At 67.8% G+C, this 23873-nt stretch carries 34 protein-coding genes and 1 pseudogene; 7 read left to right on the top strand and 28 right to left on the bottom strand.

The window, feature by feature from the left end:
- Positions 1-22 precede the first annotated feature (22 nt).
- On the top strand, positions 23-670 hold the full coding sequence (locus tag BOSE46_RS00670; protein ID WP_159537281.1) for a TetR/AcrR family transcriptional regulator: 648 nt from the start codon (positions 23-25) through the stop codon (positions 668-670).
- Positions 667-1206, top strand: a complete 540-nt coding sequence (locus BOSE46_RS00665; RefSeq protein WP_159537279.1) for a YbaK/EbsC family protein — start codon at positions 667-669, stop codon at positions 1204-1206. Before BOSE46_RS00670 ends, BOSE46_RS00665 begins: the two co-directional genes overlap by 4 nt.
- Before the next feature lie 4 nt (positions 1207-1210).
- On the opposite strand, the gene rfbA is transcribed toward BOSE46_RS00665, so the two are convergent.
- Positions 1211-2077: a glucose-1-phosphate thymidylyltransferase RfbA gene (gene rfbA, locus BOSE46_RS00660; RefSeq protein WP_159537277.1), complete on the bottom strand. Its 867-nt coding sequence runs from the start codon at positions 2075-2077 to the stop codon at positions 1211-1213.
- Positions 2078-2128: 51 nt separating this feature from the next.
- On the opposite strand from rfbA, the gene rfbB reads away from it, so the two are divergent.
- Entirely contained in the window at positions 2129-3127 is a 999-nt protein-coding gene (gene rfbB, locus BOSE46_RS00655; protein ID WP_159537275.1) for a dTDP-glucose 4,6-dehydratase, read from the top strand.
- Positions 3124-4440, top strand: a complete 1317-nt coding sequence (locus BOSE46_RS00650; RefSeq protein ID WP_159537273.1) for a bifunctional dTDP-4-dehydrorhamnose 3,5-epimerase family protein/NAD(P)-dependent oxidoreductase — start codon at positions 3124-3126, stop codon at positions 4438-4440. Before rfbB ends, BOSE46_RS00650 begins: the two co-directional genes overlap by 4 nt.
- Positions 4441-4453: 13 nt before the next feature.
- Here BOSE46_RS00650 and BOSE46_RS00645 read toward each other — a convergent pair.
- Positions 4454-4564, bottom strand: a pseudogene (locus tag BOSE46_RS00645) (integrase core domain-containing protein); the annotation flags it as partial.
- Between the two features lie 283 nt (positions 4565-4847).
- On the opposite strand from BOSE46_RS00645, the gene BOSE46_RS00640 reads away from it, so the two are divergent.
- The 3 genes from BOSE46_RS00640 (at position 4848) to BOSE46_RS00630 (ending at position 9531) form a co-directional block, all read left to right on the top strand.
- The gene (locus BOSE46_RS00640) at positions 4848-6920 is read left to right on the top strand and encodes a CHAP domain-containing protein (RefSeq protein WP_236551567.1); all 2073 of its coding nucleotides are present in this window, start codon (positions 4848-4850) and stop codon (positions 6918-6920) included.
- Positions 6921-7081: 161 nt separating this feature from the next.
- Entirely contained in the window at positions 7082-7852 is a 771-nt protein-coding gene (locus BOSE46_RS00635; protein WP_159537269.1) for a sigma-70 family RNA polymerase sigma factor, read from the top strand.
- Positions 7853-7944: 92 nt separating this feature from the next.
- The gene (locus BOSE46_RS00630) at positions 7945-9531 is read left to right on the top strand and encodes a sigma-70 family RNA polymerase sigma factor (RefSeq protein WP_159537267.1); all 1587 of its coding nucleotides are present in this window, start codon (positions 7945-7947) and stop codon (positions 9529-9531) included.
- 6 nt (positions 9532-9537) lie between these two features.
- Here BOSE46_RS00630 and BOSE46_RS00625 read toward each other — a convergent pair whose 3' ends face one another.
- The 26 genes from BOSE46_RS00625 to BOSE46_RS00500 form a co-directional block, all read right to left on the bottom strand.
- The gene (locus BOSE46_RS00625; RefSeq protein WP_159537265.1) at positions 9538-9969 is read right to left on the bottom strand and encodes a hypothetical protein; all 432 of its coding nucleotides are present in this window, start codon (positions 9967-9969) and stop codon (positions 9538-9540) included.
- 4 nt (positions 9970-9973) lie between these two features.
- Positions 9974-10786, bottom strand: coding sequence for a type I methionyl aminopeptidase (gene map / locus BOSE46_RS00620; protein WP_159537263.1), 813 nt, complete (start codon positions 10784-10786; stop codon positions 9974-9976).
- Positions 10787-10802: 16 nt separating this feature from the next.
- Complete coding sequence (locus BOSE46_RS00615; RefSeq protein ID WP_159537261.1) at positions 10803-11366, bottom strand: adenylate kinase; 564 nt, start codon at positions 11364-11366, stop codon at positions 10803-10805.
- A complete protein-coding gene (gene secY / locus BOSE46_RS00610) occupies positions 11366-12670 on the bottom strand; it encodes a preprotein translocase subunit SecY (RefSeq protein ID WP_159537259.1) in 1305 nt (434 codons plus the stop codon). The genes BOSE46_RS00615 and secY overlap by 1 nt, the downstream gene beginning before the upstream one ends.
- A 125-nt stretch (positions 12671-12795) precedes the next feature.
- Positions 12796-13239, bottom strand: a complete 444-nt coding sequence (gene rplO / locus BOSE46_RS00605) for a 50S ribosomal protein L15 (RefSeq protein ID WP_159537257.1) — start codon at positions 13237-13239, stop codon at positions 12796-12798.
- Position 13240: 1 nt separating this feature from the next.
- Complete coding sequence (gene rpmD, locus BOSE46_RS00600) at positions 13241-13423, bottom strand: 50S ribosomal protein L30 (RefSeq protein ID WP_056209399.1); 183 nt, start codon at positions 13421-13423, stop codon at positions 13241-13243.
- On the bottom strand, positions 13423-14040 hold the full coding sequence (rpsE, locus tag BOSE46_RS00595) for a 30S ribosomal protein S5 (RefSeq protein ID WP_056399242.1): 618 nt from the start codon (positions 14038-14040) through the stop codon (positions 13423-13425). Before rpsE ends, rpmD begins: the two co-directional genes overlap by 1 nt.
- A gap of 28 nt (positions 14041-14068) precedes the next feature.
- Complete coding sequence (rplR, locus tag BOSE46_RS00590) at positions 14069-14452, bottom strand: 50S ribosomal protein L18 (RefSeq protein WP_056399245.1); 384 nt, start codon at positions 14450-14452, stop codon at positions 14069-14071.
- A gap of 2 nt (positions 14453-14454) precedes the next feature.
- Positions 14455-14997: a 50S ribosomal protein L6 gene (gene rplF, locus BOSE46_RS00585; protein ID WP_159537255.1), complete on the bottom strand. Its 543-nt coding sequence runs from the start codon at positions 14995-14997 to the stop codon at positions 14455-14457.
- A 15-nt stretch (positions 14998-15012) separates the two neighbouring features.
- Positions 15013-15420 (bottom strand): 30S ribosomal protein S8, encoded by a 408-nt coding sequence (gene rpsH, locus BOSE46_RS00580; RefSeq protein ID WP_159537253.1) that lies wholly within the window; start codon positions 15418-15420, stop codon positions 15013-15015.
- Positions 15421-15504: 84 nt separating this feature from the next.
- Positions 15505-15690, bottom strand: coding sequence for a type Z 30S ribosomal protein S14 (locus BOSE46_RS00575; protein WP_056209415.1), 186 nt, complete (start codon positions 15688-15690; stop codon positions 15505-15507).
- Between the two features lies 1 nt (position 15691).
- A complete protein-coding gene (gene rplE / locus BOSE46_RS00570) occupies positions 15692-16255 on the bottom strand; it encodes a 50S ribosomal protein L5 (protein ID WP_159537251.1) in 564 nt (187 codons plus the stop codon).
- A gap of 2 nt (positions 16256-16257) precedes the next feature.
- The gene (gene rplX, locus BOSE46_RS00565) at positions 16258-16620 is read right to left on the bottom strand and encodes a 50S ribosomal protein L24 (RefSeq protein ID WP_236551566.1); all 363 of its coding nucleotides are present in this window, start codon (positions 16618-16620) and stop codon (positions 16258-16260) included.
- A 1-nt stretch (position 16621) separates the two neighbouring features.
- Positions 16622-16990 carry a 50S ribosomal protein L14 gene (gene rplN / locus BOSE46_RS00560; protein ID WP_056209423.1) on the bottom strand — a complete coding sequence of 123 codons (369 nt, stop codon included), beginning with the start codon at positions 16988-16990 and terminating at the stop codon, positions 16622-16624.
- Between the two features lie 10 nt (positions 16991-17000).
- The gene (gene rpsQ, locus BOSE46_RS00555; RefSeq protein WP_159537249.1) at positions 17001-17288 is read right to left on the bottom strand and encodes a 30S ribosomal protein S17; all 288 of its coding nucleotides are present in this window, start codon (positions 17286-17288) and stop codon (positions 17001-17003) included.
- A complete protein-coding gene (gene rpmC, locus BOSE46_RS00550) occupies positions 17285-17509 on the bottom strand; it encodes a 50S ribosomal protein L29 (RefSeq protein ID WP_159537247.1) in 225 nt (74 codons plus the stop codon). Before rpmC ends, rpsQ begins: the two co-directional genes overlap by 4 nt.
- On the bottom strand, positions 17509-17928 hold the full coding sequence (rplP, locus tag BOSE46_RS00545) for a 50S ribosomal protein L16 (protein ID WP_056209431.1): 420 nt from the start codon (positions 17926-17928) through the stop codon (positions 17509-17511). The genes rpmC and rplP overlap by 1 nt, the downstream gene beginning before the upstream one ends.
- On the bottom strand, positions 17928-18782 hold the full coding sequence (gene rpsC, locus BOSE46_RS00540) for a 30S ribosomal protein S3 (RefSeq protein ID WP_159537245.1): 855 nt from the start codon (positions 18780-18782) through the stop codon (positions 17928-17930). The genes rplP and rpsC overlap by 1 nt, the downstream gene beginning before the upstream one ends.
- The gene (rplV, locus tag BOSE46_RS00535; protein ID WP_159537243.1) at positions 18782-19240 is read right to left on the bottom strand and encodes a 50S ribosomal protein L22; all 459 of its coding nucleotides are present in this window, start codon (positions 19238-19240) and stop codon (positions 18782-18784) included. Before rplV ends, rpsC begins: the two co-directional genes overlap by 1 nt.
- Positions 19237-19518 carry a 30S ribosomal protein S19 gene (rpsS, locus tag BOSE46_RS00530; protein ID WP_056209436.1) on the bottom strand — a complete coding sequence of 94 codons (282 nt, stop codon included), beginning with the start codon at positions 19516-19518 and terminating at the stop codon, positions 19237-19239. Before rpsS ends, rplV begins: the two co-directional genes overlap by 4 nt.
- A 17-nt stretch (positions 19519-19535) precedes the next feature.
- Entirely contained in the window at positions 19536-20363 is an 828-nt protein-coding gene (gene rplB / locus BOSE46_RS00525; protein WP_159537241.1) for a 50S ribosomal protein L2, read from the bottom strand.
- A gap of 18 nt (positions 20364-20381) precedes the next feature.
- A complete protein-coding gene (gene rplW / locus BOSE46_RS00520) occupies positions 20382-20687 on the bottom strand; it encodes a 50S ribosomal protein L23 (RefSeq protein WP_159537239.1) in 306 nt (101 codons plus the stop codon).
- The gene (rplD, locus tag BOSE46_RS21630; RefSeq protein ID WP_159537237.1) at positions 20684-21739 is read right to left on the bottom strand and encodes a 50S ribosomal protein L4; all 1056 of its coding nucleotides are present in this window, start codon (positions 21737-21739) and stop codon (positions 20684-20686) included. Before rplD ends, rplW begins: the two co-directional genes overlap by 4 nt.
- Positions 21740-21743: 4 nt before the next feature.
- On the bottom strand, positions 21744-22400 hold the full coding sequence (rplC, locus tag BOSE46_RS00510) for a 50S ribosomal protein L3 (protein ID WP_159537235.1): 657 nt from the start codon (positions 22398-22400) through the stop codon (positions 21744-21746).
- Between the two features lie 14 nt (positions 22401-22414).
- The gene (gene rpsJ, locus BOSE46_RS00505) at positions 22415-22723 is read right to left on the bottom strand and encodes a 30S ribosomal protein S10 (protein ID WP_012923688.1); all 309 of its coding nucleotides are present in this window, start codon (positions 22721-22723) and stop codon (positions 22415-22417) included.
- A gap of 341 nt (positions 22724-23064) precedes the next feature.
- On the bottom strand, positions 23065-23844 hold the full coding sequence (locus BOSE46_RS00500; protein ID WP_159537233.1) for a DUF427 domain-containing protein: 780 nt from the start codon (positions 23842-23844) through the stop codon (positions 23065-23067).
- Positions 23845-23873: the final 29 nt, after the last annotated feature.

Raw genomic sequence — 23873 nt, 5'->3', positions numbered from 1 at the left:
GGCGTCCGCCTAGACTCGCTGCATGGCCATCCGCGCACAGCTGTCACAGGAGCGCAGCCGGCTTCGGCGCGACGAGTTGCTGGCCGCCGCGATCGAGCTGTTCGCCGAGGGCGGGTCACGGGCCATCACGCATCGCGCTGTCGCGGCGCGCGCCGGCCTCCCGTCGGCCACCACGACGTACTACTTCGAGTCGATCGACGACCTCATCCGCGAAGCGCTCGGCGCACACATCGAGAAGTGGATCCGCGACCTCGAGGCGTTGACCACGATCGACACCGGCGCCGCCGTGTCCCTCGACGACGCTCCTGCGTTCATCTCGCACCTGCTCGCGGTGCGCCGGCCCGAGATCGCCGCCCTCGAGCTGGCGATCTTTCTCGCCGCGGCACGAGTCCCCGAGCTCCGTGACGACACGGCCCGGGCCATGCAGGTCCTCGAGGAGCTGTCGACCAAGCTCCTGACGAGGGTCGGGGTCACCGAACCGGGAGCCCTGGCCGGTTCGATCGTCGCCCTCATGCTCGGCACGGCGCTGCGTCGGCAGTCGGGGCTGCACGCCGACGACGTCGAGGCACGCCAGCTGGTCTCGGCGATCCGCAGCCTCGTCGCCGCGCAGCCGCTCGGCCCTGATGCGGTCGACCGCGCGATCACCGACCTGCCCCGCGAGCCGCAATGACGGTGCGCTTCGGATCCCTCGAGCTCGAGCCGGTCCGGGACGAGCTGCTGGCACCGCCCGTCGCCGCGGCGCTCAGCGCCGCGCCCGGCGTCGCTGCCAAGGCCCACACGGTGGCGATCGATCCTGACCTCGCCGAGACCGCGACCCTGACCCAGCAGTTCGGCCTCGATCCCGAGATGTCGGCCAACTGCGTCATCGTGCTGGGCAAGCGCGGCGGCGAGCTCCGGCCGGCGGCCTGCGTCGTGCTGGCGAGCACGCGCGCCGACGTCAACGGCCTCGTGCGCCGCACGCTCGACGCCCGCAAGTGCTCGTTCGCGCCGCAGGACTGGGCCGTCGCCCAGACCGGCATGGAGTACGGCGGCATCACCCCGGTCGGCGTGCCTGACGGCTGGCCGATCCTCGTCGACCGCGCCGTGACGGAGCAGCCATGGGTGCTGCTCGGCAGCGGTCTGCGCCGCTCCAAGCTGGCGCTCCCGGGCCCGGCCCTCGCCGAGCTGCCCGGCGCCCAGGTGCTGGACGACCTCGGCCTGCGCTGACGCGTCAGCCGTGCTCGAGCAGGCTGATCAGGTAGTCGCCGTAGCCGCTCTTGGCGTACGCCTCGGCCTGCCGCCGCAGCCCGTCATCGCTCAGCAGCCCCTTGCGCCAGGCGGCCTCCTCAGGACACCCGATCGACAGGCCTTGTCGCTTCTGGACCGTGCGGATGAACTCGCCGGCCTCGCCCAGTGAGTCGAACGTCCCGGTGTCGAGCCAGGCCACGCCGCGTTCCAGCACCTCGACCCTCAGTCGGCCGGCCTCCAGGTAGGCGCGGTTGAGGTCGGTGATCTCGAGCTCCCCCCGCGCGGAGGGCACGAGCTCCGCGGCCATGTCGACGACGTCGTTGCTGTAGAAGTACAGGCCCGGCACGGCGAAATGGCTCTTGGGGACGGCCGGCTTCTCCTCCAGCGAGACCGCGACGCCGCGCTCGTCGAACTCGACGACGCCGAAGGCCGACGGTTCGGCGACGCGATAGCCGAAGATGACCGATCCGTCGATGTCGGTGAACTTCGCGAGCTGGGTGCCGAGCCCCGCGCCGTAGAAGATGTTGTCGCCGAGGATCAGGGCGGCCGACTCGCTGCCGATGTGGTCCTTGCCGATCACGAACGCCTGCGCGAGCCCGTCGGGGCTGGGCTGCACGGCGTACGTGATCGAGATGCCGAGCTGCGAGCCGTCGCCGAGCAGGTGCTCGAACTGGGCGGCGTCGTGCGGCGTCGTGATGACCAGCACGTCGGTGATCCCGGCCAGGATCAACGTCGACAGCGGGTAGTAGATCATCGGCTTGTCGTAGACCGGCAGGAGCTGCTTGCTCACGGCTCGCGTGACCGGGTGTAGCCGTGAGCCCGTGCCGCCGGCCAAGATGATTCCCCGCATGCGGACCATCCTAGGGAGGTCGCACGCGCGGACCCCTACTACGCTCGGCGCATGCGCACATTCCTGGTGACCGGAGGGGCCGGGTTCATCGGCTCCAACTTCGTACGGCACCTGGTCGCGACGACCGATGTCGAGGTGACGGTGCTCGACAAGCTGACGTACGCCGCGAGCCGCGAGAGCCTTGCCGACCTGCCGGCGGAGCGTTGCCGCCTGGTGGTCGGCGACATCGCCGACGAGGAGCTCGTCGGCAACCTGGTCGGTACGCATGACGCCGTGGTGCACTTCGCCGCGGAGTCGCACAACGACAACTCGCTCAACGATCCGAGCCCGTTCGTCCAGACCAACCTGGTCGGCACCTTCACCCTGCTGGAGGCCGCGCGCCGGCACGACGTCCGCCTCCACCACATCTCGACCGACGAGGTCTACGGCGACCTCGACCTCGACGACACCGCCCGCTTCACCGAGGCGACGCCCTACAACCCCTCGAGCCCCTACTCGGCGACCAAGGCCGGCTCCGACCTGTTGGTCAGGGCCTGGGTGCGCTCGTTCGGCGTACGCGCCACGATCAGCAACTGCTCCAACAACTACGGTCCCTGGCAGCACGTCGAGAAGTTCATCCCGCGGCAGATCACGCAGCTCATCGACGGTCTCAAGCCCCGCGTCTACGGCGACGGCCTGAACGTGCGCGACTGGATCCACGTCGACGACCACAGCAGCGCCGTCCTCACGATCCTCGAGCACGGCACGATCGGCGAGACCTACCTCATCGGAGCCGACGGCGAGCACAGCAACCGCGACGTCGTGGCCCAGCTGCTGGCGATCTTCGGCCGGAAGCCCGACGAGTTCGAGCACGTCACCGACCGTCCCGGGCATGACCGGCGCTACGCGATCGACCCCGGCAAGCTGCGCGAGGAGCTGGGCTGGCAGCCCCGGCACGCCGACTTCGCCACGGGCCTCGCCGAGACGGTCGAGTGGTATCGCGCCAACGAGCACTGGTGGCGGCCGAGCAAGGCCGCGACCGAGTCGATGTACTCCCGGCAGGGCCAGTGAGCGAGTCGCCCCAGGCCGGCACGACGCCGATTCCGGGACTGCTGGTCATACGCGTGGCGGTGCACGAGGACGCGCGCGGCTGGTTCAAGGAAAACTGGCAGCGCAGCAAGATGATCGACGCGGGACTGCCCGACTTCGGCCCCGTGCAGCACAACGTCGCGTTCAACACCTCGGCCGGCACGACCCGCGGGATCCACGCCGAGCCGTGGGACAAGCTCGTGTCCGTGGCGACCGGCCGGGTCTTCGGCGCCTGGGTCGACCTCCGCGCGGGCGAGTCGTTCGGGGCCGTCCACACGGCGGAGCTCGATCCGGCGACGGCCGTCTACGTGCCGCGAGGCGTCGCCAACAGCTACCAGACGCTCGAGGACGGCACGGCGTACTCCTATCTCGTCAACGCGCACTGGAGCCCCGACGCGGAGTACGCCAACCTCAACCTGGCCGACGAGACCGTCAACATCGCCTGGCCACTGCCGCTGGTCGAGATCTCCGACAAGGATCGCGACCACCCTCGCCTCGCCGACGTCGTGCCGGTGCCACCCAGGCGCACCGTGATCCTCGGCGCCGACGGCCAGCTCGGCCGGGCCCTCCGCGAGGCCCTCCCCGACGCGCTGGCCCTGACCCGCGCCGAGCTCGACCTCGCGGACCCAACGACGTACGACCGCGTGCGCTGGGACGACGTCGACACCATCATCAACGCGGCGGCGTTCACGGCCGTCGATGCCGCCGAGACGCCCGACGGGCGACGCGAGGCGTGGGCGGTCAACGTGACCGGCGTCGCGGCCCTCGCCCGCCTCGCGATCCAGCACCGGCTGACCCTCGTGACGGTCTCGTCGGACTACGTGTTCGACGGCACGCAGGCCGAGCACGCCATAGACGAGCCGGTCTCGCCGCTCGGCGTCTACGGGCAGACCAAGGCCGCCGGCGAGGCGGTCACGTCGACCGTCCCGCAGCACTACGTCGTGCGTACGAGCTGGGTCGTCGGTGACGGCGGCAACTTCGTCGCCACGATGCAGCGGCTGGCTCGCGACGGCGTGCGCCCGCAGGTCGTCGACGACCAGTTCGGCCGGCTCACCACGGCCCGGGAGCTGGCCGACGGCATCCTCGGACTGCTGTCGTCGGGAGCGCCGTACGGCATCCACCACATCACCGGGGGCGGCGAGCCCAGGTCCTGGGCTCACATCGCCCGCGAGGTCTTCGTCGCCGAGGGTCGCAGCGCCGACGACGTCATCGGTGTGTCGACCGAGTCGTACGGCGCCGACAAGCAGCTCGCCCCGCGCCCGAGGCACAGCAGCCTCGCGCCGCGCGCCGACTAGGTGTACTCGGCCATCAGGTTGGTAGCAGTCGGCTGATGGGTGGGAGTCCTCCGAGTGCGCTGTGGCGTCGCCGAGTGTTGTAGTTCTCGAGCCAGGGCGCAAGGGCTTCGGCTCGCTGGTCGTTGAAGACCTCCTGGTCGTGAAGCGGTTTCTCAACAGCTCCACTCCACACCGGGAGGTCTTCACCCGTCTACAGATCAGATCGAGACGTCACACGATCTCGACCAACGTGCCTGGGCATCACAGCTAGTCCAGGGAGTGGTGGGGCCCATTCGGGCGGGATTGCAGCACCAAGTACCACTGTTGTAATTCAGTTCAATTCATTCCCACCAGTCACACCAGTCACGTAGGGTGACCGGGTGTCGCGTGCTCGGGTCCTTCTGGTGGTGCTGTTTTTCGCTGCCATCTTGGTCCCGACCTCCTCGGCGCAGGCCAGCTCCTCACTGCTCTGCACGGGCTACACGTCGTGCAGCGACAAGGGCTACTCGCACTCCGGCTACGCGACCCACAAGTCGACGAGCTACTGGCGCATGTACACCGGCACCAACTGCACCAACTACGTCGCGTACCGGCTCGTCACGACCAACGGCATGCCGAACGTCCGGCCCAAGTCCGGTGTCGGCAACGCTGAGGACTGGGGCTTCGCGATGGCCTCGATCACCAACTCGACGCCGTCGCAGGGCTCGGTCGCGTGGTGGGGCAAGACCGGCCACCACGTGGCGTACGTCGAGAAGATCGTCTCCTCCAGCGAGATCTGGGTGTCGGAGTCCAACTGGAGCGGCGCGTTCGACTGGCGCAAGATCACGAAGTCCGGCTCGGGCTGGCCAGACGGCTTCATCCACTTCAGCGACCTCAAGATCGTCAACAACGAGAAGCCGACCATCCGCGGCACCGTCAAGGTCGGCGCCGCCCTGACCGCCTGGGGCGGCGACTGGACCCCCAAGGGCAACACGTACGTCTACCGGTGGCTCGCGAACGGCTCGGCCATCTCCGGCGCGACCGGCAAGACCTTCATGCCCACCGCCGCCCAGCTCGGCAAGAAGCTGTCGGTCCAGGTGACGGCCACCCGAACCAGCTACCCGACGCTCAAGGCGACCTCGGTCTCGGCCACGGTGGCGCCCGGCACCCTGACGAGCAGCGAGCCGCCGGCGATCACCGGCACCGCCCGGGTCGACTCGACCCTCACGGCGTCGACCGGCACGTGGTCACCCACCGGTGCGACGTACGCGTACCAGTGGCTGGTCGACGGCACGCCCGTCCCCGGCGCGACCGGCCGCACGTTCACCCCAGGACCCTCCGACGTCGACCGCCGCGTCACCGTCAAGGTCACCGCGACCAAGGCCGGCTACGACGCCGTCACCTCGATCTCGGACCCCACCGCTCAGCTGGCCCCCGGCCTCCTGAGCGCCACCACCAAGCCGGCCATCTCCGGCAGTCCCAAGGTCGGCTCGACCCTGACCGCGCGTCCCGGCACGTGGTCGAAGCCCGACCTCACGTACGCCTATCAGTGGTTCGTCGACGGGAAGGCCGTCAGCGGTGCGGACCACGAGACCTTTGTCCCCCGGCCCGCCGACGTCGACCTCCAGGTGACGGTCCACGTCACGGCCAGCCGCCACGGCTATGCCACGACGACGGCGATCTCGGGACAGACCGGCAAGGTCGCCCGTGGCACCTTCACGATCAAGTCTCCGCCGACCGTCACAGGCTCGCGGATGCGCGTCGGCGCCCGGCTCACCGCGACTCCCGGCACCTGGTCGCCGACCGGCACGTACACCTATCAGTGGTACGCCGACGGGAAGGCCATCGCCGGCGCCACCGAACGTACGTTCACCCCCACGAAGCACGAGCGCAGCCACCGCCTCCGCGTCCGGGTGACGGCGCGCCGGGACGGGTACGCCACCACCTGGGCGCTCTCCCCCAACACCCCCGAGATCGGCTACGGGCACATCGGCGTCGCCAAGCCGCCCGTGATCACCGGATCGGTCCGGCTCGGCAAGACCGTGAGCGTGGCGCCGGGCGAGCACACCCCGTCGGGTGCTGCGATGCGCTATCTGTGGCTGCGTGACGGCAAGGTCATCACGGGTGCGACCGGCCGCAGTCACCGCGTCAACACGGGCGACCTCGGCCACCGGCTCACAGCGCGGGTCACGCTCTCGGCTGCGGGCTACACGACCAGGACCGTCACGACCGCGCAGACCGGCTGGGCCAAGGCGACGTCGTCCGTACGAGCCTCCGCCACGACCGGCAGCCACAAGGTCACGTTCACGATCCGCGTCGCCGCGGCCGGCGTCCATGCCCCGGACGGCTCCGTCCAGGTGCGCTTCGCCGGCGACCACCACCGGACCGTCAAGATCGTCGACGGCCGGGGCTCGCTGCTCTTGACCGGACAGGCTCCCGGCGCTCATGCTTACGTTTTCACGTTTGGGGGTACGTCGACCGTCACGTCATCGACGTATCGCAAAACCGTCACGATCGGCTGACTCGTCGGCCGCATCGTACGGCTCGGAAAACAGACGGTCACATATGCGCGTCATGAAGTGGATCGGGACTCGTCTTACTACTGAGCCGTAACAAGCGGTTACACCGGGGGGTGGACGATCTCTACCGAGATCTCCTGTCTGCTCACTCCCAGGGGACCGACATGGCAACGACCGAACCATCCGAGATCGAGCGACCGGACCTGTCCGAGCTCGACGACGGCGCACTCGTCCAGCTCGCGCGAGACGGAGTGCACGACGCGTACGCCGCGCTCTACAGCCGACATGCCCACCCGGCGCAGCGCCTCGCGCGACATCTCGGCATGCGCGACGAGGCCGAGGACGTGGTGTCGGAGTCGTTCGCCCAGGTGCTCGAGCTCATGCGGCGCGGCAAGGGACCCGAGACGTCGTTCCGCGCCTATCTCTTCACGACGGTCCGCCACGATTCCGCCCGCCGCGCCAAGGCACGACAGAAGCTCGTCCCCACCGATGACGACTCGGCGATCGACACGATGATCGGGCTCGATGCCGGACAGCTCGACGCGTTCGAGGCCTCCGCGATCCGCGCCGCATACACGTCGCTGCCTGCGCGCTGGCGGACGGTGCTGTGGCAGGTGGAGGTCGAGCGCCGCAAGCCCCAGGACCTCGCGCCCGTGCTGGGACTGTCGCCCAACGGAGTCTCGGCTCTTGCCTATCGCGCCCGTTCCGCGTTGCGTGAGGCCTATCTCAAGCAGCACCTGCGCTCTGCCGCAGCGTCAGGCCGCAAGTGCCGCGAGGTCCGGGATCGCCTGCCCGCCATGCTCGGGGGGCGCCTGCCGAAACGACGCAAGCAGGCGGCCCTCGAGCACCTGGCCGGCTGCGCGGACTGCCGCGCGGTCCTGCGCGAGCTCGAGGTCGCCAACGCGACGGTGCAGGGCGTGGAGCGCATCGGATAACTTTCGATGTCCCCACATCGTTGTGAGAGACAGTCACTTACGCATCATTCGCACCACACGCATCGCGGGAGACGCAGCCAACCGTGTCAGAGATGGCAAGCACCTCGACGGGACGGAGCGACGCCGAGCTCATCTCGGCCGTCCGTTCCGGTGACAACGATGCCTACGCCGAGCTCTACGGTCGTCACCACGACGCCGCGATGCGCATGGCCCGCCAGCTCGTGCCCGGTCCGGACGCCGACGACCTGGTCGCCGAGGCTTTCCTCCGCGTCATGTCCGTCGTACGAGCCGGCAAGGGACCTGACGAGTTCTTCCGCGCCTACCTGCTGAGCACGATCCGCCGCCTGCACATCGATCGCATCCGAGCCAGCAGGCGCGTACGCAGCACGGACGACGAGTCCGAGCTCGATCGCGTGGTCCGGTTCGTGGACCCCGTCGAGATGACGTTCGAGCAGAAGGCCGCCTCCGACGCCTTCTCCTCGCTCCCGGAGCGCTGGCAGCTCGTCCTGTGGCACCTGGACGTCGAGGGCCAGAAGCCGGCGCAGATCGCGCCCCTGCTGGGCCTGAGTGCCAACAGCGTCTCGGCCCTGGCATATCGCGCGCGTGAGGGCCTGCGCCTGGCGTACCTGCAAAGCCACCTCGCGCCGCCGCTCGACGACACCTGCCGCTGGACCACGTCGCACCTCGGTCAGTACGTCCGCAAGGCGCTCTCCAAGCGCGACACGGCGAGGGTCGACCAGCACCTGGACACCTGCAGCCGGTGCGCGGCGCTCTACCTGGAGCTGGCCGAGGTCAACTCCCACCTGCCCGGCCTGCTGGCACCGGTCGTGCTGGGCACCGCCGCGGCGGGCTACCTCTCCTCCGGCGGCGCCGCCGCGGCTGCCGGCACGCTCAGCCAGGTGCTCGACTGGCTGACCAAGCCGTTCCACGCGATTGGCAAGGCCGGCCCGGTTGCCGGGACAGCCGCTGCCACGGTCGCGGTGGCTGCGGTCAGCGCGGTGGCCGTCTCCCAGCTCCTCTCCGACGGCGGGCCCGACGCCGCGGCCCCGGCGAGCGCACCCACGCGGTCAACCGCAGCCCCGTCGCCACCCGTGCCCAGCCCTCACCGGCCCACCAGCAAGCCGACGCCCACGCCGTCACCGTCGACCATCTCGCCGCTGCCGTTCGTGCCGCTGCCCACGGCGGCGCCCACACCACGCCGCACGCCGACGACACCTGCCAGGAGTCCGTCTCCCTCGCCATCGACGACTCCCCCGACGACACCGCCAACCACACCGCCGGGGCCCGCCTCGACCGACTATGGAGTCTCCGTCGCGTTCACCGACGAGGCCCCTCAGTTCCAGCGGACGTTGTCGGTCGACGTGTCGGCGACGGGAGACGCTCCGAAGGGCGCCGTCTTGACCCTCACGCTGGGCTTCGTCGCCGTCTCAGGAGGAGACGTCACGTTCCGGGGCGGCCTCACCTCCGAGTGGAGCTGTGGATCCCCACTGGAGGGCGACAGCATCACCGCGATGACCTGCACGCGTCCGCAGACGGGACTCGCGGTGCCGCCCCTGACCTTCTCGCTGCGCGGCCTCAACCCGCAGGTCACCGCGAGCATCAGCGGAGCAGACAACGTCGACGCGACGCCCGGCAACGACTCAGCCGTCGTGGTGGCGGCGGACTGGACGACTCACTGACCCGCCTCACGCTGCGGAGTCGAAGACGACCTTCCAGTGGCGGCCGACCTTCTGCACGTCGTACGACTCGGTCGGGTAGCCGTTGCCCCACGTGATGCGCACCGTGGCACTGGCGTCATGGACCTTGCCGGCACGATAGGTGACCTCGTCGAGGTCGATCCCTTCGGCCGCGAACGAGTCGGTGGCCTGCTCGACGACGTCACACCCCAGCTCCGACGGGGTGACGACGAGCTTGCGCGCCGCCTTGCAGTCGCCCGCGTCGAGCGCGCGCATCAGCCCGTCGACCGCGGCCTCGGTGGGCGAGAGCACCGCGGCCGGCGGGGCAGCGGTGGTGGTCGTGGTCGTCGGAGCGGAGGAGGGCTTGCCCGGGTCGGCAGGATCCGACGTGCCGCAGGCCGCAGCGAGCAACATCGCTCCCACCGCGACCAGCCGCCTCATCCCCTCAGTGTCCTCCGTAGGGCACACCGAGCTCGGCCAGCCTGGCCTTGCCGCCGTCGAGCTCGGTCAGCACCCACGCTCCCGTGTCGGTCAGGGTGAAGGTGTGCTCGTAGTGCGCCGCCCACGACCGGTCGGTCGTGACGACGGTCCAGTCGTCCGCGAGCGTACGGGTCTCGGGCGAGCCGAGAGTCACCATCGGCTCGACGGCGAGGGCCAGTCCCTTGACGAGCTTGGGACCGCGGCCGGGGCGGCCGTAGTTGGGCACGTTGGGTGGCTGGTGCATGGCCGACCCGATGCCGTGTCCCGTGTAGCCCTCGACGATCCCGTAGTCGCCGGCAGCGTCGACGGTCGCCTCGACCGCGTGGCTGATGTCGGAGACCCGGCCACCGAGTCGTGCCGCCGCGATGCCGCGCCACAAGGCGTCCTCGGTGACGCGCATGAGGGCGGTGACCTCGTCGGGAACCTCGCCGATCGCCACGGTCGTCGCGGCATCGCCGTGCCAGCCGTCGACGATCGCCCCGCAGTCGATCGAGATGATGTCGCCGTCACGCAGCACGCGCGTGCCCGGGATGCCGTGCACGACCTGGTCGTTGACCGAGGTGCAGATGACGCCGGTGAATCCGTGGTAGCCGAGGAAGTTGGACGTGGCGCCCTGCGACCGGATGTGGTCGTGGGCGATCGTGTCGAGCTCAGCCGTGGTCATGCCCGACGCGACGACCGAACGCAGCAGCGCCAGCGCGGAGCCGACGACCAGGCCGGCGGCCCTCATCGACTCGATCTGGGCCGGGGTCTTGATCTCGATGCCGCGTTCGAACATGGTTGCGGTCGCTCCCTCAGGAGGGCAGGGCGGCGTCGATCCTTCGGGTGACCTCGTCGACATCGCCCATGCCGTCGACCTCGATGACGAGCCCACGGGTGCCGTAGACCTCGAGCAGCGGAGCCGTCTCGGCGGTGTAGACCTCTTGGCGGTGACGGATGACCTCTTCGGTGTCGTCGGCCCGGCCGCTGGTCTCGGCGCGCTTGAGCAGCCGCTGGATCAGCTCCTCGGGATCGACCACGAGCTCGAGGACACCGTCGAGCTTGGTGCCGAGACCGTTGAGGATGCGATCGAGGGTGTCTACCTGGTCGACCGTGCGCGGATAGCCGTCGAGGATGAACGCCTCACGAGCGTCGTCCTGCGCCAGTCGGTCCTCGACCATCGCGTTGGTGACCTCGTCGGGCACGTACTCGCCGGCGTCCATGAACCGTTGTGCGGCCTTGCCGAGCTCGGTCTGCTGCTGCACGTTGGCGCGGAAGATGTCGCCGGTCGAGATGTGCGCCCCACCGATGCGCTGAGCCAGCGCCACGGCCTGGGTTCCCTTGCCGGCGCCGGGGGGACCCATGATCAGCAGGCGCATTACTTGAGGAACCCTTCGTAGTTCCGCTGCTGCAGCTGGCTCTCGATCTGCTTGACCGTGTCGAGACCCACGCCGACGATGATGAGGATCGTCGTGCCACCGAACGGGAAGTTCTGGCTGGCGTTGAGGATCGCGATCGCGATCATCGGGATCAGCGCGATCAGGCCGAGGTAGAGCGCTCCCGGTGCCGTGATGCGGCTCAGGACGTACGCGAGGTAGTCCTGGGTCGGCCGGCCCGCGCGGATGCCCGGGATGAAGCCGCCGTACTTCTTCATGTTGTCGGCGACCTCTTCGGGGTTGAACGTGATCGACACGTAGAAGTACGTGAAGAACACGATCAGCACGAAGAACGTGATCATGTAATAGGGGTGGTCGCCCTTGACGAAGTTGTTGTTGACCCACTGGGCCCACGGCGCGTTCTGGTTGAACTGCGCCATCAGGGCCGGGAGGTACATCAGGCTCGAGGCGAAGATGACCGGGATGATGCCGGCCTGGTTGACCTTGAGGGGGATGTACGTCGAGGAGCCGCCGAACATCCGCCGGCCGACCATGCGTTTGGCGTACTGCACCGGGATGCGGCGCTGGGCCTGCTCGATGAAGATCACGGCCGCGACGATCACGAGTCCGATCAGCACGACCAGGACGAACGTGGTCCAGCCCTTGGTCTGCTTGATCTGCCACATCGCGCCGGGGAACGTCGCGACGACCTGGGTGAAGATCAGGATCGACATGCCGTTGCCGATGCCGCGGTCGGTGATGAGCTCGCCGAGCCACATGATGACGGCGGTGCCGGCAACCATCGTGAGGACGATCAGGAGGAACGACAAGATGCTGTCGTTGTTGTAGAGCAGGTCACCGGTGGTCTGGCCGCCGAACAGGTTGCCGGAGCGCGCGAGCGCCACGATGCCTGTCGCCTGGAGGATCGCGAGACCCAGCGTCAGGTAGCGGGTGTACTGCGTGATCTTGGTCTGACCGGCCTGGCCCTCCTTCTTGAGGGCTTCGAGGCGGGGGATCACGACGACGAGGAGCTGCAGGATGATGCTGGCGGTGATGTAGGGCATGATGCCCAGCGCGAAGACCGTGAGCTGCAGCAGTGCACCGCCGGAGAAGACGTTGATCAGCGCGAAGAGGCTGCTGTTGTCACCGTTGGTGGCTGCGTCGACCGAGTCCTTGACGTTGCCGACGTTGATGCCGGGCGCCGGCATGGTCGAGCCCAGGCGGAACAGCACGATGATGAACAGGACGAAGAGGATCTTCTTCCGCAGGTCGGGCGTCCTGAATGCATGGACGAAGGCGCTGAGCACCGAGATCCTCCTCGTGCACCGGAGTGCTTCGGTATGACGGACAAAAGCGGGCTTTCGCCCGCAAGGTGACTCTAACAGTCACCCAAGCAGCCGGGGCAGGACGTGGCGTCCTGCCCCGGACAGCATCAACCGAGAACGGTGACGCTGCCGCCGGCTGCTTCGATCTTGGTCTTGGCAGACGCGGAGAACTTGTTCGCCGTGATCTGGAGCTTGACCGTGATCTCGCCCTGCCCGAGGACCTTGACCGGACGGCCCTTGCGGACCGCGCCGTTGGCGACGAGCGACGCGACGTCGACGTCACCACCCTTGGGGTAGAGCTCCTCGAGGCGATCGAGGTTGACGACCTGGTACTCCTCGCGGAACGGGTTCTTGAACCCCTTCAGCTTGGGCAGTCGCATGTGGATGGGGACCTGGCCGCCCTCGAAGCCCGCGGGGACCTGGTAGCGAGCCGCGGTGCCCTTGGTGCCTCGACCGGCAGTCTTGCCCTTCGAGCCCTCACCACGACCCACGCGGGTCTTGGCGGTCTTGGCTCCCGGTGCGGGACGCAGGTGGTGCAGCTTGAGCGTCATGTCAGTCAACCTCCTTGACGTCCACGAGGTGCGAGATGGACGCTGCCATGCCGCGGATCTCGGGACGATCTTCCTTGACGACAACGTCGCCGATGCGCTTCAGACCGAGCGTGCGCAGGGTCTGACGGTGATTGGGCTTGCGGCCGATGCCGGACTTGACCTGGGTGACCTGGATCTTCGCCATCACGCACCCACTCCGGCGTCTGCCTTGGCCTTGGCCTCGGCGATGCCTTCCTTGCCGGCCCGCAGGAGCGCCGCCGGAGCGACCTCCTCGACCGTCAGGCCGCGACGCGCCGCCACCATCTCCGGCGACTCGAGCAGCTTGAGGGCCGCCACGGTCGCGTGGACGATGTTGATCGCGTTGGACGAGCCGAGCGACTTGGACAGGACGTCGTGGACGCCTGCCGCCTCGAGCACGGCGCGCACCGGGCCACCGGCGATGACGCCGGTACCGGGCGATGCGGGACGCAGGAAGACGACGCCAGCCGCCTTCTCGCCCTGCACCGGGTGCGGGATCGTGCCCTGGATGCGGGGAACGCGGAAGAAGGACTTCTTGGCCTCTTCGACGCCCTTCGCGATCGCGGTCGGGACTTCCTTGGCCTTGCCGTAACCGATGCCGACCTGACCATCGCCGTCGCCGACGATCACGAGAGCGGTGAAGCTGAAGCGACGACCACCCTTGACGACCTTAGCGACACGGTTGATCGTGACGACCTTCTCGATGTACTGCGACTTCTCGGCTCCGCGGTCGTTTCCACGACCGCGTCCGCCTCCGCCTCCGCGGCGCTGCTGCCCGCTCATGCGGCACTCCTCTGGTTGTTAGTCTTCATCAGAACTCCAGTCCGCCCTCGCGCGCGCCGTCAGCCAGGGCTGCGACACGGCCGGCGTACTTGTTGCCCGCGCGGTCGAAGACGACGGTGGCGACACCGGCGGCCTTGGCGCGGTCGGCGACGAGCTCGCCGACCTTGCGGGCCTTGGCGGTCTTGTCACCGTCGGACGAGCGCAGATCGGCTTCCATCGTCGACGCGGAGGCCAGCGTGCGGCCTTCGAGATCGTTGACGACCTGAGCGACGATGTGCTTGCTCGAGCGAGTGATGACGAGACGCGGACGCTCCGCCGAACCCTCGATCTTCTTGCGTCCTCGCACCTGACGGCGCAGACGCGAAGCCGTACGGGGCGACGTGTGCTTGGCGTGCTTGATCGAGATAGCCATGACTACTTACCAGCCTTTCCGACCTTGCGGCGGACGTGCTCGCCGGCGTAGCGGACGCCCTTGCCCTTGTAAGGCTCGGGCTTGCGGATCTTGCGGATGTTCGCTGCGACCTCACCGACGGCCTGCTTGTCGATGCCGTGCACGGCGAACTTGGTGGGCGACTCGACCGAGAACGTGATGCCCTCGGGAGCCTGGACCGGGACGGGGTGGCTGAAGCCGAGCGCGAACTCGAGTGCAGCCGGGCCCTTGGCCTGGACGCGGTAACCGACGCCGACGATCTCGAGCTTCTTCTCGTAGCCCTCGGTGACACCGGTGACCATGTTGGCGATCAGGGTGCGCGACAGACCGTGAAGAGCCTTGCTGCGACGCTCGTCGTTGGGACGCTCGACAGCGAGGCTGCCGTCGTCCGCCTTGGAGACCGTGATGGGCTCCGCGACGGTGTGCGACAGCTCGCCCTTGGGGCCCTTGACGCGAACGTCCTGGCCCTCGATCGTGACCTCGACCCCGGACGGGATCGTGACGGGAATCTTGCCAATGCGTGACATGTGTTCAGACCCCTCTCACCAGACGTAGGCGAGGACTTCTCCGCCTACGCCCTTCTGGTTGGCCTGGCGGTCCGTGAGGAGACCCTGGCTCGTCGAGATGATCGCCACGCCGAGTCCACCGAGCACCTTGGGCAGGCCGGTCGACTTCGCGTAGACGCGAAGACCCGGCTTGCTGATGCGGCGGATGCCGGCGATGGAACGCTCGCGGTGCGGCCCGTACTTGAGGGTGATCGTGAGCGTCTTGCTCACCTCGCCCTCCTTGGGCTCGGCGACCTCGATCGCGGTGATGTAGCCCTCCTGCTTCAGGATCTCGGCTACGCCGGCCTTGAGCTTGGAGTACGGCATCGACACGCTGTCGTGGTACGCCTGATTGCCGTTGCGGACACGCGTCAGCATGTCGGCGATCGGATCGGTCATTGTCATAGTTCGTGTGTTCCATTCCTGCCGTGGTTTCCTTGCCCCTCGATGTGAGGAGCCGACGGACCTGCGGCTTTCAGAGGTAGGTGATTACCAGGAGCTCTTCGTGATGCCCGGCAGCTCGCCGCGGTGTGCCATCTCGCGAAGGCAGATGCGGCAGAGGCCGAACTTCTTGTAGACCGAGCGGGGTCGGCCACAGCGCTGGCAACGGGTGTAGCCGCGTACCGCGAACTTGGGCTTGCGGGCGGCCTTGACCTTGAGTCCAGTCTTCGCCATGTCAGTTCTCCTTGTACGGGAAGCCGAGCAGCTTGAGCAGCGCGCGACCCTCGTCGTCGTTGGTGGCCGTGGTGACGATCGTGATGTCCATTCCGCGCGACCGGTCGATCTTGTCCTGGTCGATCTCGTGGAACATGACCTGCTCGGTCAGACCGAACGTGTAGTTGCCGCGGCCGTCGAACTGCTTGGGCGAGAGCCCACGGAAGTCGCGGATGCGGGGCAGCGCGAGCGTCAGCAGACGGTCGAGGAACTCCCACATGCGGTCGCCGCGCAGCGTGACGTGCGCGCCGATCGGCATGCCCTCACGCAGCTTGAACTGCGCGATGGACTTGCGGGCCTTGGTGACCTGCGGCTTCTGTCCCGTGATGGCCGTGAGGTCGCGGAGTGCGCCCTCGATCAGCTTGCCGTCGCGGGCGGCTTCGCCGACGCCCATGTTGACGACGATCTTGGTGAGGCCGGGAACCTGCATGACGTTGGCGTACTCGAACTGCTCACGGAGCGCCGGGAGGATCTCCTCGCGGTACCGCGTCTTGAGGCGGGGGGCCGCCGTGGTGGTGTCACTCATGCTCAGATCTCCTTTCCGGTCTTCTTCGCGATGCGCACGCTGCGCTGAGCGCTGTAGGTGGAACCGTCGGGACGGTTCTTGGTGACGTCGTCGCGGCGGTAGCCGACGCGAGTCGGGGTCTTGTCGGCGAGCAGCATCACGTTGGAGATGTGGATCGGCGCCTCGCTGGTGATGATGCCGCCCGAGCCTGCGCCACCGGCCTGTGAAGGCTTGGTGTGGCGCTTGACGCGGTTGACGCCCTCGACGATGACGCGGTTCTGGTCAGCGATCACTTCGATCACCGATCCGGTCACGCCCTTGTCCTTGCCAGCGATGACCTTGACCTGGTCACCCTTGCGAATGCTGATGGTGCCTTTGCGGGCCATCTCAGAGCACCTCCGGTGCGAGCGAAATGATTCGCATGAACTTCTTGTCGCGAAGCTCACGCCCGACGGGACCGAAGATGCGCGTACCGCGCGGGTCGCCGTCGGCCTTGAGGATCACGGCTGCGTTCTCGTCGAACTTGATGTACGAGCCATCCGGACGACGGCGCTCCTTGACGGTGCGCACGACGACAGCCTTGACGACATCACCCTTCTTGACGTTTCCGCCGGGGATGGCGTCCTTGACAGTGGCGACAATCGTGTCGCCGATGCCCGCGTAGCGCCGACCTGAGCCACCGAGGACACGGATGCAAAGGATCTCCTTGGCACCGGTGTTGTCGGCGACCTTGAGTCGCGACTCCTGCTGAATCATCTGTCGTCTCCTACTTGGCCTTCTCGAGGATCTCGACGATGCGCCAACGCTTGGTGGCGGACAGTGGACGTGTCTCCATGATCAGGACACGGTCACCGATGCCGGCAGCGTTCGCCTCGTCGTGAGCCTTGAGCTTGATGTTGCGACGCAGGACCTTGCCGTAGAGCGCGTGCTTGACGCGATCCTCGACGTTGACCACGACGGTCTTGTCCATCTTGTCGCTGACGACAAGACCCTCACGGGTCTTGCGCGTGGTGCGTTCGGTCACTGCCTCGTCCTTCTGGTTCTTGTCGGTCATGCCTCGACCTCCTCGACGATGCCGAGCTCGCGCTCACGCATGATCGTGTAGATCCGGGCGATGTCCTTGCGCACTGCCCGAAGCCGGGCGGTGTTGTCGAGCTGACCGGTGGCGTTCTGGAAGCGCAGGTTGAACAGCTCTTCCTTGGCCTCTGACAGCTTGGCTGCCAGGTCGTCAGAAGCGACGCTGCGCAGCTCTGCTGCGGTTGTGTGCTGCGCCATCACAGCTCACCTGTCTCTCGGGTGATGAATCGGGCCTTCATGGGGAGCTTGTGGATCGCGCGGCGCATGGCCTCGCGAGCAACCTCCTCGGAGACACCCGACAGCTCGAACATGACGCGTCCGGGCTTGACGTTGGCGACCCACCACTCCGGCGAACCCTTACCGGAACCCATGCGGGTCTCGGCAGGCTTCTTCGTGAGCGGGCGGTCCGGGTAGATGTTGATCCAGACCTTGCCGCCACGCTTGATGTGACGCGTCATGGCGATACGAGCGGACTCGATCTGACGGTTCGTCACGTAGGCGGCGGTCACGCACTGGATGCCGTAGTCACCGAACGCGAGCTCGGTGCCACCCTTGGCCGCGCCGCGGCGCGTGGGGTGGTGCTGCTTGCGGTACTTGACCCTGCGGGGCATCAACATCAGCTCTCCCCTCCTTCAGGCCCTGAATTGGTGTTGGCAGCGGCGGGCGCGGCAACGGTTTCGGCGGTGGCCGGAGCCGCAGCAGCGGCGTCGGCCGCCGGAGCGGCGTCCTCACGGGCGGGACGCTCGGGGCGACGTGCGCCACCGGCGGCGCCACCACGGGCGGGACGACGGTTGCTGCCGGGAGCGGCCGCACGCTTGGCCGCCTCGGCCTCGCGCTCGGCGCGGGTGCCCGCAACCTCGCCCTTGTAGATCCAGACCTTCACGCCGATGCGGCCGAAGGTGGTCTTGGCCTCGTAGAAGCCGTAGTCGACGTCGGCACGGAGCGTGTGCAGGGGCACGCGGCCCTCGCGGTAGAACTCCGAGCGGGACATCTCGGCGCCGCCGAGACGACCCGAGCACTGGATACGGATGCCCTTGGCACCGCTGCGCATCGTCGTCTGCATGGCCTTGCGCATCGCGCGACGGAACTGCACGCGACCCGACAGCTGCTCGGCAACGCCCTGAGCGACGAGCTGCGCATCCATCTCGGGGTTCTTGACCTCGAGGATGTTCAGCTGCACCTGCTTGCCCGTGAGCTTCTCGAGGTCGCCGCGGATGCGGTCGGCCTCGGCGCCACGGCGGCCGATGACGATGCCGGGGCGAGCAGTGTGGATGTCGACGCGTACGCGGTCACGCGTGCGCTCGATCTCGACACGGCTGATGCCGGCGCGGTCCATGCCCTTGGTGAGCATCTTGCGGATCTTGACGTCCTCACCGACGTAGCTCTTGTAGAGCTTGTCGGCGTACCAACGGCTCTTGTGATCCGTCGAGATGCCCAGTCGGAACCCGTGCGGGTTGATTTTCTGTCCCACTATCGGGCCCCGCCCTTCTTCTTGGAGTTCTTGATGTTGGCCGCGTCCAGCTTGGCCTGAACGACCGAGCGGGGCTGCACGACCACGGTCAGGTGGCTGCTGCGCTTGAGGATGCGGTTGGCCGCACCCTTGGCGCGGGGACGCCAACGCTTCATCGTCGGGCCCTCGTCGACCTGGACCACGGTGATGACCAGGTCGGAACGGTCGAGGCCTTCAGTCGTCTCGGCGTTGGCCGCGGCGCTGTCGACGAGCTTGTAGAAGTTCTCGGCGACGGCCTGCGGCGCGAACTGCAGGGTGTTCAGGGCGTTCTCGACCGAGTCGCCGCGGATCAGGTCCGCGATGCGGCGCGACTTCTGCGCGGTGACGCGCACGAAGCGAGCGACGGCGAACGCACCGGGCTCGTCGCCCAGCAGACGCTCACGTCGAGCACTGATGTTCTCACGGGTAGCTGCACTCATCGCCTCTTCGCCTTCCGGTCGTCCTTCTCGTGACCGCGGAACGTGCGGGTCGGGGCGAACTCGCCCAGCTTGTGACCCACCATCGAGTCCGTGATGAACACGGGCACGTGCTTGCGGCCGTCGTGCACGGCGATCGTGTGTCCGATGAAGGACGGCAGGATCATCGAGCGACGCGACCAGGTCTTGATCACGGTGTGAGTGTCGGCCGCGTTCTGCGCGTCGACCTTCTTCTCGAGGTGCCCGTCAACGAACGGGCCCTTCTTCAAACTGCGTGGCATCTGTTAACCAATCCTTCTCAGCGGCCGGACTTGCGGCGGCGGACGATCTGGGAGTCGCTGGCCTTGCGCTTGCGCGTACGGCCTTCCGGCTTGCCCCACGGGGAGACGGGGTGACGTCCACCGGACGTCTTGCCCTCACCACCACCGTGCGGGTGGTCGACCGGGTTCATGGCGACACCGCGGACGGTCGGGCGCTTGCCCTTCCAGCGGTTGCGTCCGGCCTTGCCCCAGTTGATGTTGGACTGCTCGGCGTTGCCGACCTCGCCGATCGTGGCGCGGCAGCGGACGTCGACGTAGCGCATCTCGCCGGAGGGCAGACGCAGCTGCGCCTTGTTGCCTTCCTTGGCGACGAGCTGCACCTTGGTGCCGGCGGAGCGGCCCATCTTGGCGCCACCGCCCGGACGCAGCTCGATGCCGTTGATCAGCGTGCCCACGGGGATGTTGCGCAGGGGCAGGTTGTTGCCGACCTTGATGTCGGAACCGACACCGGACTCGACCGTCATGCCCTGCTTGAGGCCCTCGGGCGCGATGATGTAGCGCTTCTCGCCGTCGGCGTAGTGCAGGAGCGCGATGCGCGCGGTGCGGTTGGGGTCGTACTCGATGTGAGCGACCTTGGCCGGCACGCCGTCCTTGTCGTAGCGACGGAAGTCGATGATGCGGTAGGCGCGCTTGTGACCGCCACCCTGGTGACGCGTCGTGATGCGTCCCTGGTTGTTGCGGCCGCCCTTCTTGGGCAGCGGCTCCGTCAGCGACTTCTCAGACGTCGTGCGGGTGATCTCGGCGAAGTCGGCAACGCTCGAGCCACGACGGCCCGGGGTTGTCGGCTTGTATTTGCGAATTGCCATATGTCTTCAGTCCTCGTCTCAGGCGCTCGGGCCTGCGAAGATGTCGATGCTCTGGCCTGCGGCGACACTCACGATGGCTCGCTTGGTGTCCTTGCGCTTGCCGAGACCCGAACGCGTGCGGCGGGTCTTGCCCTTGCGGTTGAGCGTGTTGACCGCGGTGACCTTGACGCCGAAGATCTTCTCGACGGCGATCTTGATCTCCGTCTTGTTGGCGTCCGGGTGCACCACGAAGGTGTACTTGTTGTCATCGAGCAGGCCGTAGCTCTTCTCGCTGACGACCGGCGCGATCAAGATGTCGCGGTGGTCCTTGTGGATCGTGCTCACTTGTCTCCTCCAACAGGCTTGAACCCGGCGGCCTCAGCGGACTCGGCCGAGTCGAACCAGACCTCGGCGACCGTCTGCTCGTACCACTGGCTGTCCTCGGTGTGGTAGAGGCCGGAGTCGGCGTTGCCCTTGATCGTGAAGCCCTTGGGAGCGTTGCCGCTCTTGAGGGGGGCCTTGGAACCGGGGCCGTACGGCTGGGTGGCCGTCGCGTTGTCCGGGACCGTCGGGCCGTCGGCCTTGGGGGCGTCAGCCGTCTTGGCGGCCGCCTTCTTGGCCGGGGCCTTCTTGGCGGGCTTGTCCTCGACCGGGGCGTCGACGAGCGTCGCTGCCTCAGTCGCCTTGGCCGGGGCCTTCTTGGCGGGCGCCTTCTTGGCTGCCTTCTTGGCGGCCGGCTTGGCGTCGCGCGCGTCGACCTCGGTCGCGTGCGCACTCAGGGCGACGGTCTTGGCACCCTCGGCCGAGCGCGCCGCCACGAAGGCGTCGAACGCGGGCTGGGTGAAGATGATGTCGTCACTGAGCAGGACGTCGTAGGTGTTGACCTGGTCGAACGTCAGGATGACGACCTCGCCGAGGTTGCGCAGGCTGAGCGACGTGATCGTGTCGTCACGATCGACGATGATCAGCACGCGGGGGCGCGGCGTGAGCTCGCGCAGCGTGGCCAGGGCCAGCTTGGTCGACGGCTTGTCGCCGGCGACGATGCTGTCGACCACGTGCAGGCGACCCGAACGAGCCCGGTCCGAGAGGGCACCGCGCAGGGCGGCGGCCTTCATCTTCTTGGGCGTGCGCTGGTCGTACGAGCGCGGCGTCGGGCCGTGCACGATGCCACCACCGTTGTACTGGGGTGCGCGGATCGAGCCCTGGCGAGCGCGACCGGTGCCCTTCTGGCGGTACGGCTTCTTGCCACCACCGGACACCTCGCCACGCGACTTGGTGCTGTGCGTGCCCTGGCGAGCCGCGGCGAGCTGCGCCACGACGACCTGGTGGATCAGCGGGATGTTGACCTGTACGTCGAAGATGTCGACAGGCAGCTGAGCGTCAATGGTCTTGGACATGAGGTCAGGCTCCCTTCACTGCGGAACGGATGACGACGAGTGCGCCCTTGGGGCCGGGTACGGCGCCCTTGATGAGGATGACGCCCTTGTCGGTGTCGACGGCGTGAACCTTGAGGTTCTGCGTCGTCACCTGCTCGGCGCCCATGTGGCCCGCCATGCGCAGACCCTTGAAGACACGACCCGGGGTGGCGCAGCCACCGATCGAGCCGGGCTTGCGGTGGTTGCGGTGCGCACCGTGGGAAGCGCCGACGCCGTGGAAGCCGTGACGCTTCATGACTCCGGCGAAGCCCTTGCCCTTGCTGGTCGCGGTGACGTCGACGACGTCGCCGGCGGCGAAGATCTCCGGGGAGACCTCCTGGCCCAGCGTGTAGTCGGAGATGGCCTCGGTGCGGATCTCGACGATGTGGCGGCGAGGAGTCACGCCGGCCTTCGCGAGGTGACCGGAGACCGGCTTGTTGACCTTGCGGCCGTCGATCTCGCCGAAGCCGAGCTGGACGGCGGAGTAGCCGTCGGTCTCACGCGTACGGATCTGCGTGACGACGTTGGTGTCGGCAGCGATCACGGTGACGGGAACGATCTTGTTGTCGGCGTCCCATACCTGGGTCATGCCGAGCTTGCGGCCGAGGAGGCCGCGCGTGGTGGCAGTGCTGCTGGTGCTCATGGTCGCTGTCCCCCTCAGAGCTTGATCTCGATGTCGACGCCGGCCGGCAGGTCGAGGCGCATGAGCGAGTCGACTGTCTTGGGCGTCGGGTCAATGATGTCGATGAGGCGCTTGTGCGTGCGCATCTCGAAGTGCTCGCGGCTGTCCTTGTACTTGTGCGGCGAACGGATCACGCAGAACACGTTCTTCTCGGTGGGCAACGGCACCGGTCCTGCGACCTTGGCGCCCGTGCGCGTCACCGTGTCGACGATCTTGCGCGCCGACGAGTCAATGACCTCGTGGTCGTAGGCCTTGAGCCGGATACGGATTTTTTGTCCCGCCATGCTCTCGCTTGTCCTTTACGTTCGTTCGCTTCGCAGTCTCGCCCCGGATCGAGGGAGAAAGGCTCCTCCCTCCCACCGACCCCCGAGGTCGGGCGTGTCGCGGCCACTTGGGCGCATACGTCACACACTTGTCGAGTTAGGTGGTTGGACCCGCTTCCAGCGGGACAAGCTCGATCTCAGGTTCGGCACCGGCGTCGTGATCGGCGTGAGAGGCCGGACGTTCGGCGCCCCAGCGATCGAGCCGGAGCAACCGAACTATTCTGACAGAGACTCCGGGGGTAATACAAATCGAGGCAGTCGCTCGTCAGCCCCGTACCCGCTCGTCTGCGAGCGTGGCCCCATCATGCCGAGGACACCGGCCGGTGCGAGGGCGAGCTGAACACGCTCACGGGCCGCTCCTGCGGGACGCCGTCGATCGCGATGTCGACCAACTCGTTGTAGAACGCCACGCGGCCGGCGATCTTGCCGACTGCGGCGTACGGATCGGCGTACGACCACGCCACGTGTTGCGCGTCGGCATGGTCGCGCACACTCCAGTACTCCACCGCGGCGCCCTTGTACGGGCACCGGCTGCGGTTGCCGCTCGGCTCGAGGGCGTCGAGCCGTACGTCGGACCGTGGCAGGTAGTAGCGGGTCGGCAGGTCGGTCTCGTAGAGCATGACCGACGAACGGCTGTCGGCGAGCTCGACGCCGTCCAGGCTGACCACCACGTGGCGGGAGCTGGCGATGGCCTCCACGCGCTTGTGGGGGTCACGGGGGTGCTCGATGACCTCCTCTTCCTCCTCCATCCACCTGTCGAGGACTCCGGGCTGCCAGCTGAGGACCAGCCAGTCGACGATCGCCGGGTCATCCCGTCGCCAGGCGGCATGCCGCACGACCCGACCATCGACGTGCAGGTCGTACCACTGGGTGACCGGGCCCTTGGGCCGGTAGAAGAACGATCCCTCCGGCGGCGGGTCGGCCGCGGGCCGCAACACGTCGAGACGGACATCCTCATCGGCGAAGGCGTAGCCCGGCACCGGGAAGGAGTCCTCGAAGAACAGCATCGGTGCGCGGCTGTCGACCACGGCCGTCTCCCCGACAAAGCCGCGGACCCACTTGCTTGACAGCTCGGTTCTCATCGTAACTCCTGTACTGTAAGGATGCCTGT

This window comes from Aeromicrobium sp. 9AM (assembly GCF_902506105.1).
Taxonomy (GTDB): domain Bacteria; phylum Actinomycetota; class Actinomycetes; order Propionibacteriales; family Nocardioidaceae; genus Aeromicrobium.
Note: the sequence above shows the minus strand (reverse complement) of the source record. Positions and strands in the feature narration are given on the sequence as shown.

Coding starts and splice junctions, on each gene's coding strand:
- BOSE46_RS00670 (WP_159537281.1), top strand. CDS start 23: ATGGCCATCCGCGCACAGCTGTCACAGGAGCGCAGCCGGCTTCGGCGC.
- BOSE46_RS00665 (WP_159537279.1), top strand. CDS start 667: ATGACGGTGCGCTTCGGATCCCTCGAGCTCGAGCCGGTCCGGGACGAG.
- rfbA (WP_159537277.1), bottom strand. CDS start 2,077: ATGCGGGGAATCATCTTGGCCGGCGGCACGGGCTCACGGCTACACCCG.
- rfbB (WP_159537275.1), top strand. CDS start 2,129: ATGCGCACATTCCTGGTGACCGGAGGGGCCGGGTTCATCGGCTCCAAC.
- BOSE46_RS00635 (WP_159537269.1), top strand. CDS start 7,082: ATGGCAACGACCGAACCATCCGAGATCGAGCGACCGGACCTGTCCGAG.
- BOSE46_RS00630 (WP_159537267.1), top strand. CDS start 7,945: ATGGCAAGCACCTCGACGGGACGGAGCGACGCCGAGCTCATCTCGGCC.
- BOSE46_RS00625 (WP_159537265.1), bottom strand. CDS start 9,969: ATGAGGCGGCTGGTCGCGGTGGGAGCGATGTTGCTCGCTGCGGCCTGC.
- map (WP_159537263.1), bottom strand. CDS start 10,786: ATGTTCGAACGCGGCATCGAGATCAAGACCCCGGCCCAGATCGAGTCG.
- BOSE46_RS00615 (WP_159537261.1), bottom strand. CDS start 11,366: ATGCGCCTGCTGATCATGGGTCCCCCCGGCGCCGGCAAGGGAACCCAG.
- rplO (WP_159537257.1), bottom strand. CDS start 13,239: ATGACGCTCAAGCTGCACCACCTGCGTCCCGCACCGGGAGCCAAGACC.
- rpmD (WP_056209399.1), bottom strand. CDS start 13,423: ATGGCGAAGATCCAGGTCACCCAGGTCAAGTCCGGCATCGGCCGCAAG.
- rpsE (WP_056399242.1), bottom strand. CDS start 14,040: ATGAGCGGGCAGCAGCGCCGCGGAGGCGGAGGCGGACGCGGTCGTGGA.
- rplR (WP_056399245.1), bottom strand. CDS start 14,452: ATGGCTATCTCGATCAAGCACGCCAAGCACACGTCGCCCCGTACGGCT.
- rplF (WP_159537255.1), bottom strand. CDS start 14,997: ATGTCACGCATTGGCAAGATTCCCGTCACGATCCCGTCCGGGGTCGAG.
- rpsH (WP_159537253.1), bottom strand. CDS start 15,420: ATGACAATGACCGATCCGATCGCCGACATGCTGACGCGTGTCCGCAAC.
- BOSE46_RS00575 (WP_056209415.1), bottom strand. CDS start 15,690: ATGGCGAAGACTGGACTCAAGGTCAAGGCCGCCCGCAAGCCCAAGTTC.
- rplE (WP_159537251.1), bottom strand. CDS start 16,255: ATGAGTGACACCACCACGGCGGCCCCCCGCCTCAAGACGCGGTACCGC.
- rplX (WP_236551566.1), bottom strand. CDS start 16,620: ATGGCCCGCAAAGGCACCATCAGCATTCGCAAGGGTGACCAGGTCAAG.
- rplN (WP_056209423.1), bottom strand. CDS start 16,990: ATGATTCAGCAGGAGTCGCGACTCAAGGTCGCCGACAACACCGGTGCC.
- rpsQ (WP_159537249.1), bottom strand. CDS start 17,288: ATGACCGACAAGAACCAGAAGGACGAGGCAGTGACCGAACGCACCACG.
- rpmC (WP_159537247.1), bottom strand. CDS start 17,509: ATGGCGCAGCACACAACCGCAGCAGAGCTGCGCAGCGTCGCTTCTGAC.
- rplP (WP_056209431.1), bottom strand. CDS start 17,928: ATGTTGATGCCCCGCAGGGTCAAGTACCGCAAGCAGCACCACCCCACG.
- rplV (WP_159537243.1), bottom strand. CDS start 19,240: ATGAGTGCAGCTACCCGTGAGAACATCAGTGCTCGACGTGAGCGTCTG.
- rpsS (WP_056209436.1), bottom strand. CDS start 19,518: ATGCCACGCAGTTTGAAGAAGGGCCCGTTCGTTGACGGGCACCTCGAG.
- rplB (WP_159537241.1), bottom strand. CDS start 20,363: ATGGCAATTCGCAAATACAAGCCGACAACCCCGGGCCGTCGTGGCTCG.
- rplD (WP_159537237.1), bottom strand. CDS start 21,739: ATGTCCAAGACCATTGACGCTCAGCTGCCTGTCGACATCTTCGACGTA.
- rplC (WP_159537235.1), bottom strand. CDS start 22,400: ATGAGCACCAGCAGCACTGCCACCACGCGCGGCCTCCTCGGCCGCAAG.
- rpsJ (WP_012923688.1), bottom strand. CDS start 22,723: ATGGCGGGACAAAAAATCCGTATCCGGCTCAAGGCCTACGACCACGAG.
- BOSE46_RS00500 (WP_159537233.1), bottom strand. CDS start 23,844: ATGAGAACCGAGCTGTCAAGCAAGTGGGTCCGCGGCTTTGTCGGGGAG.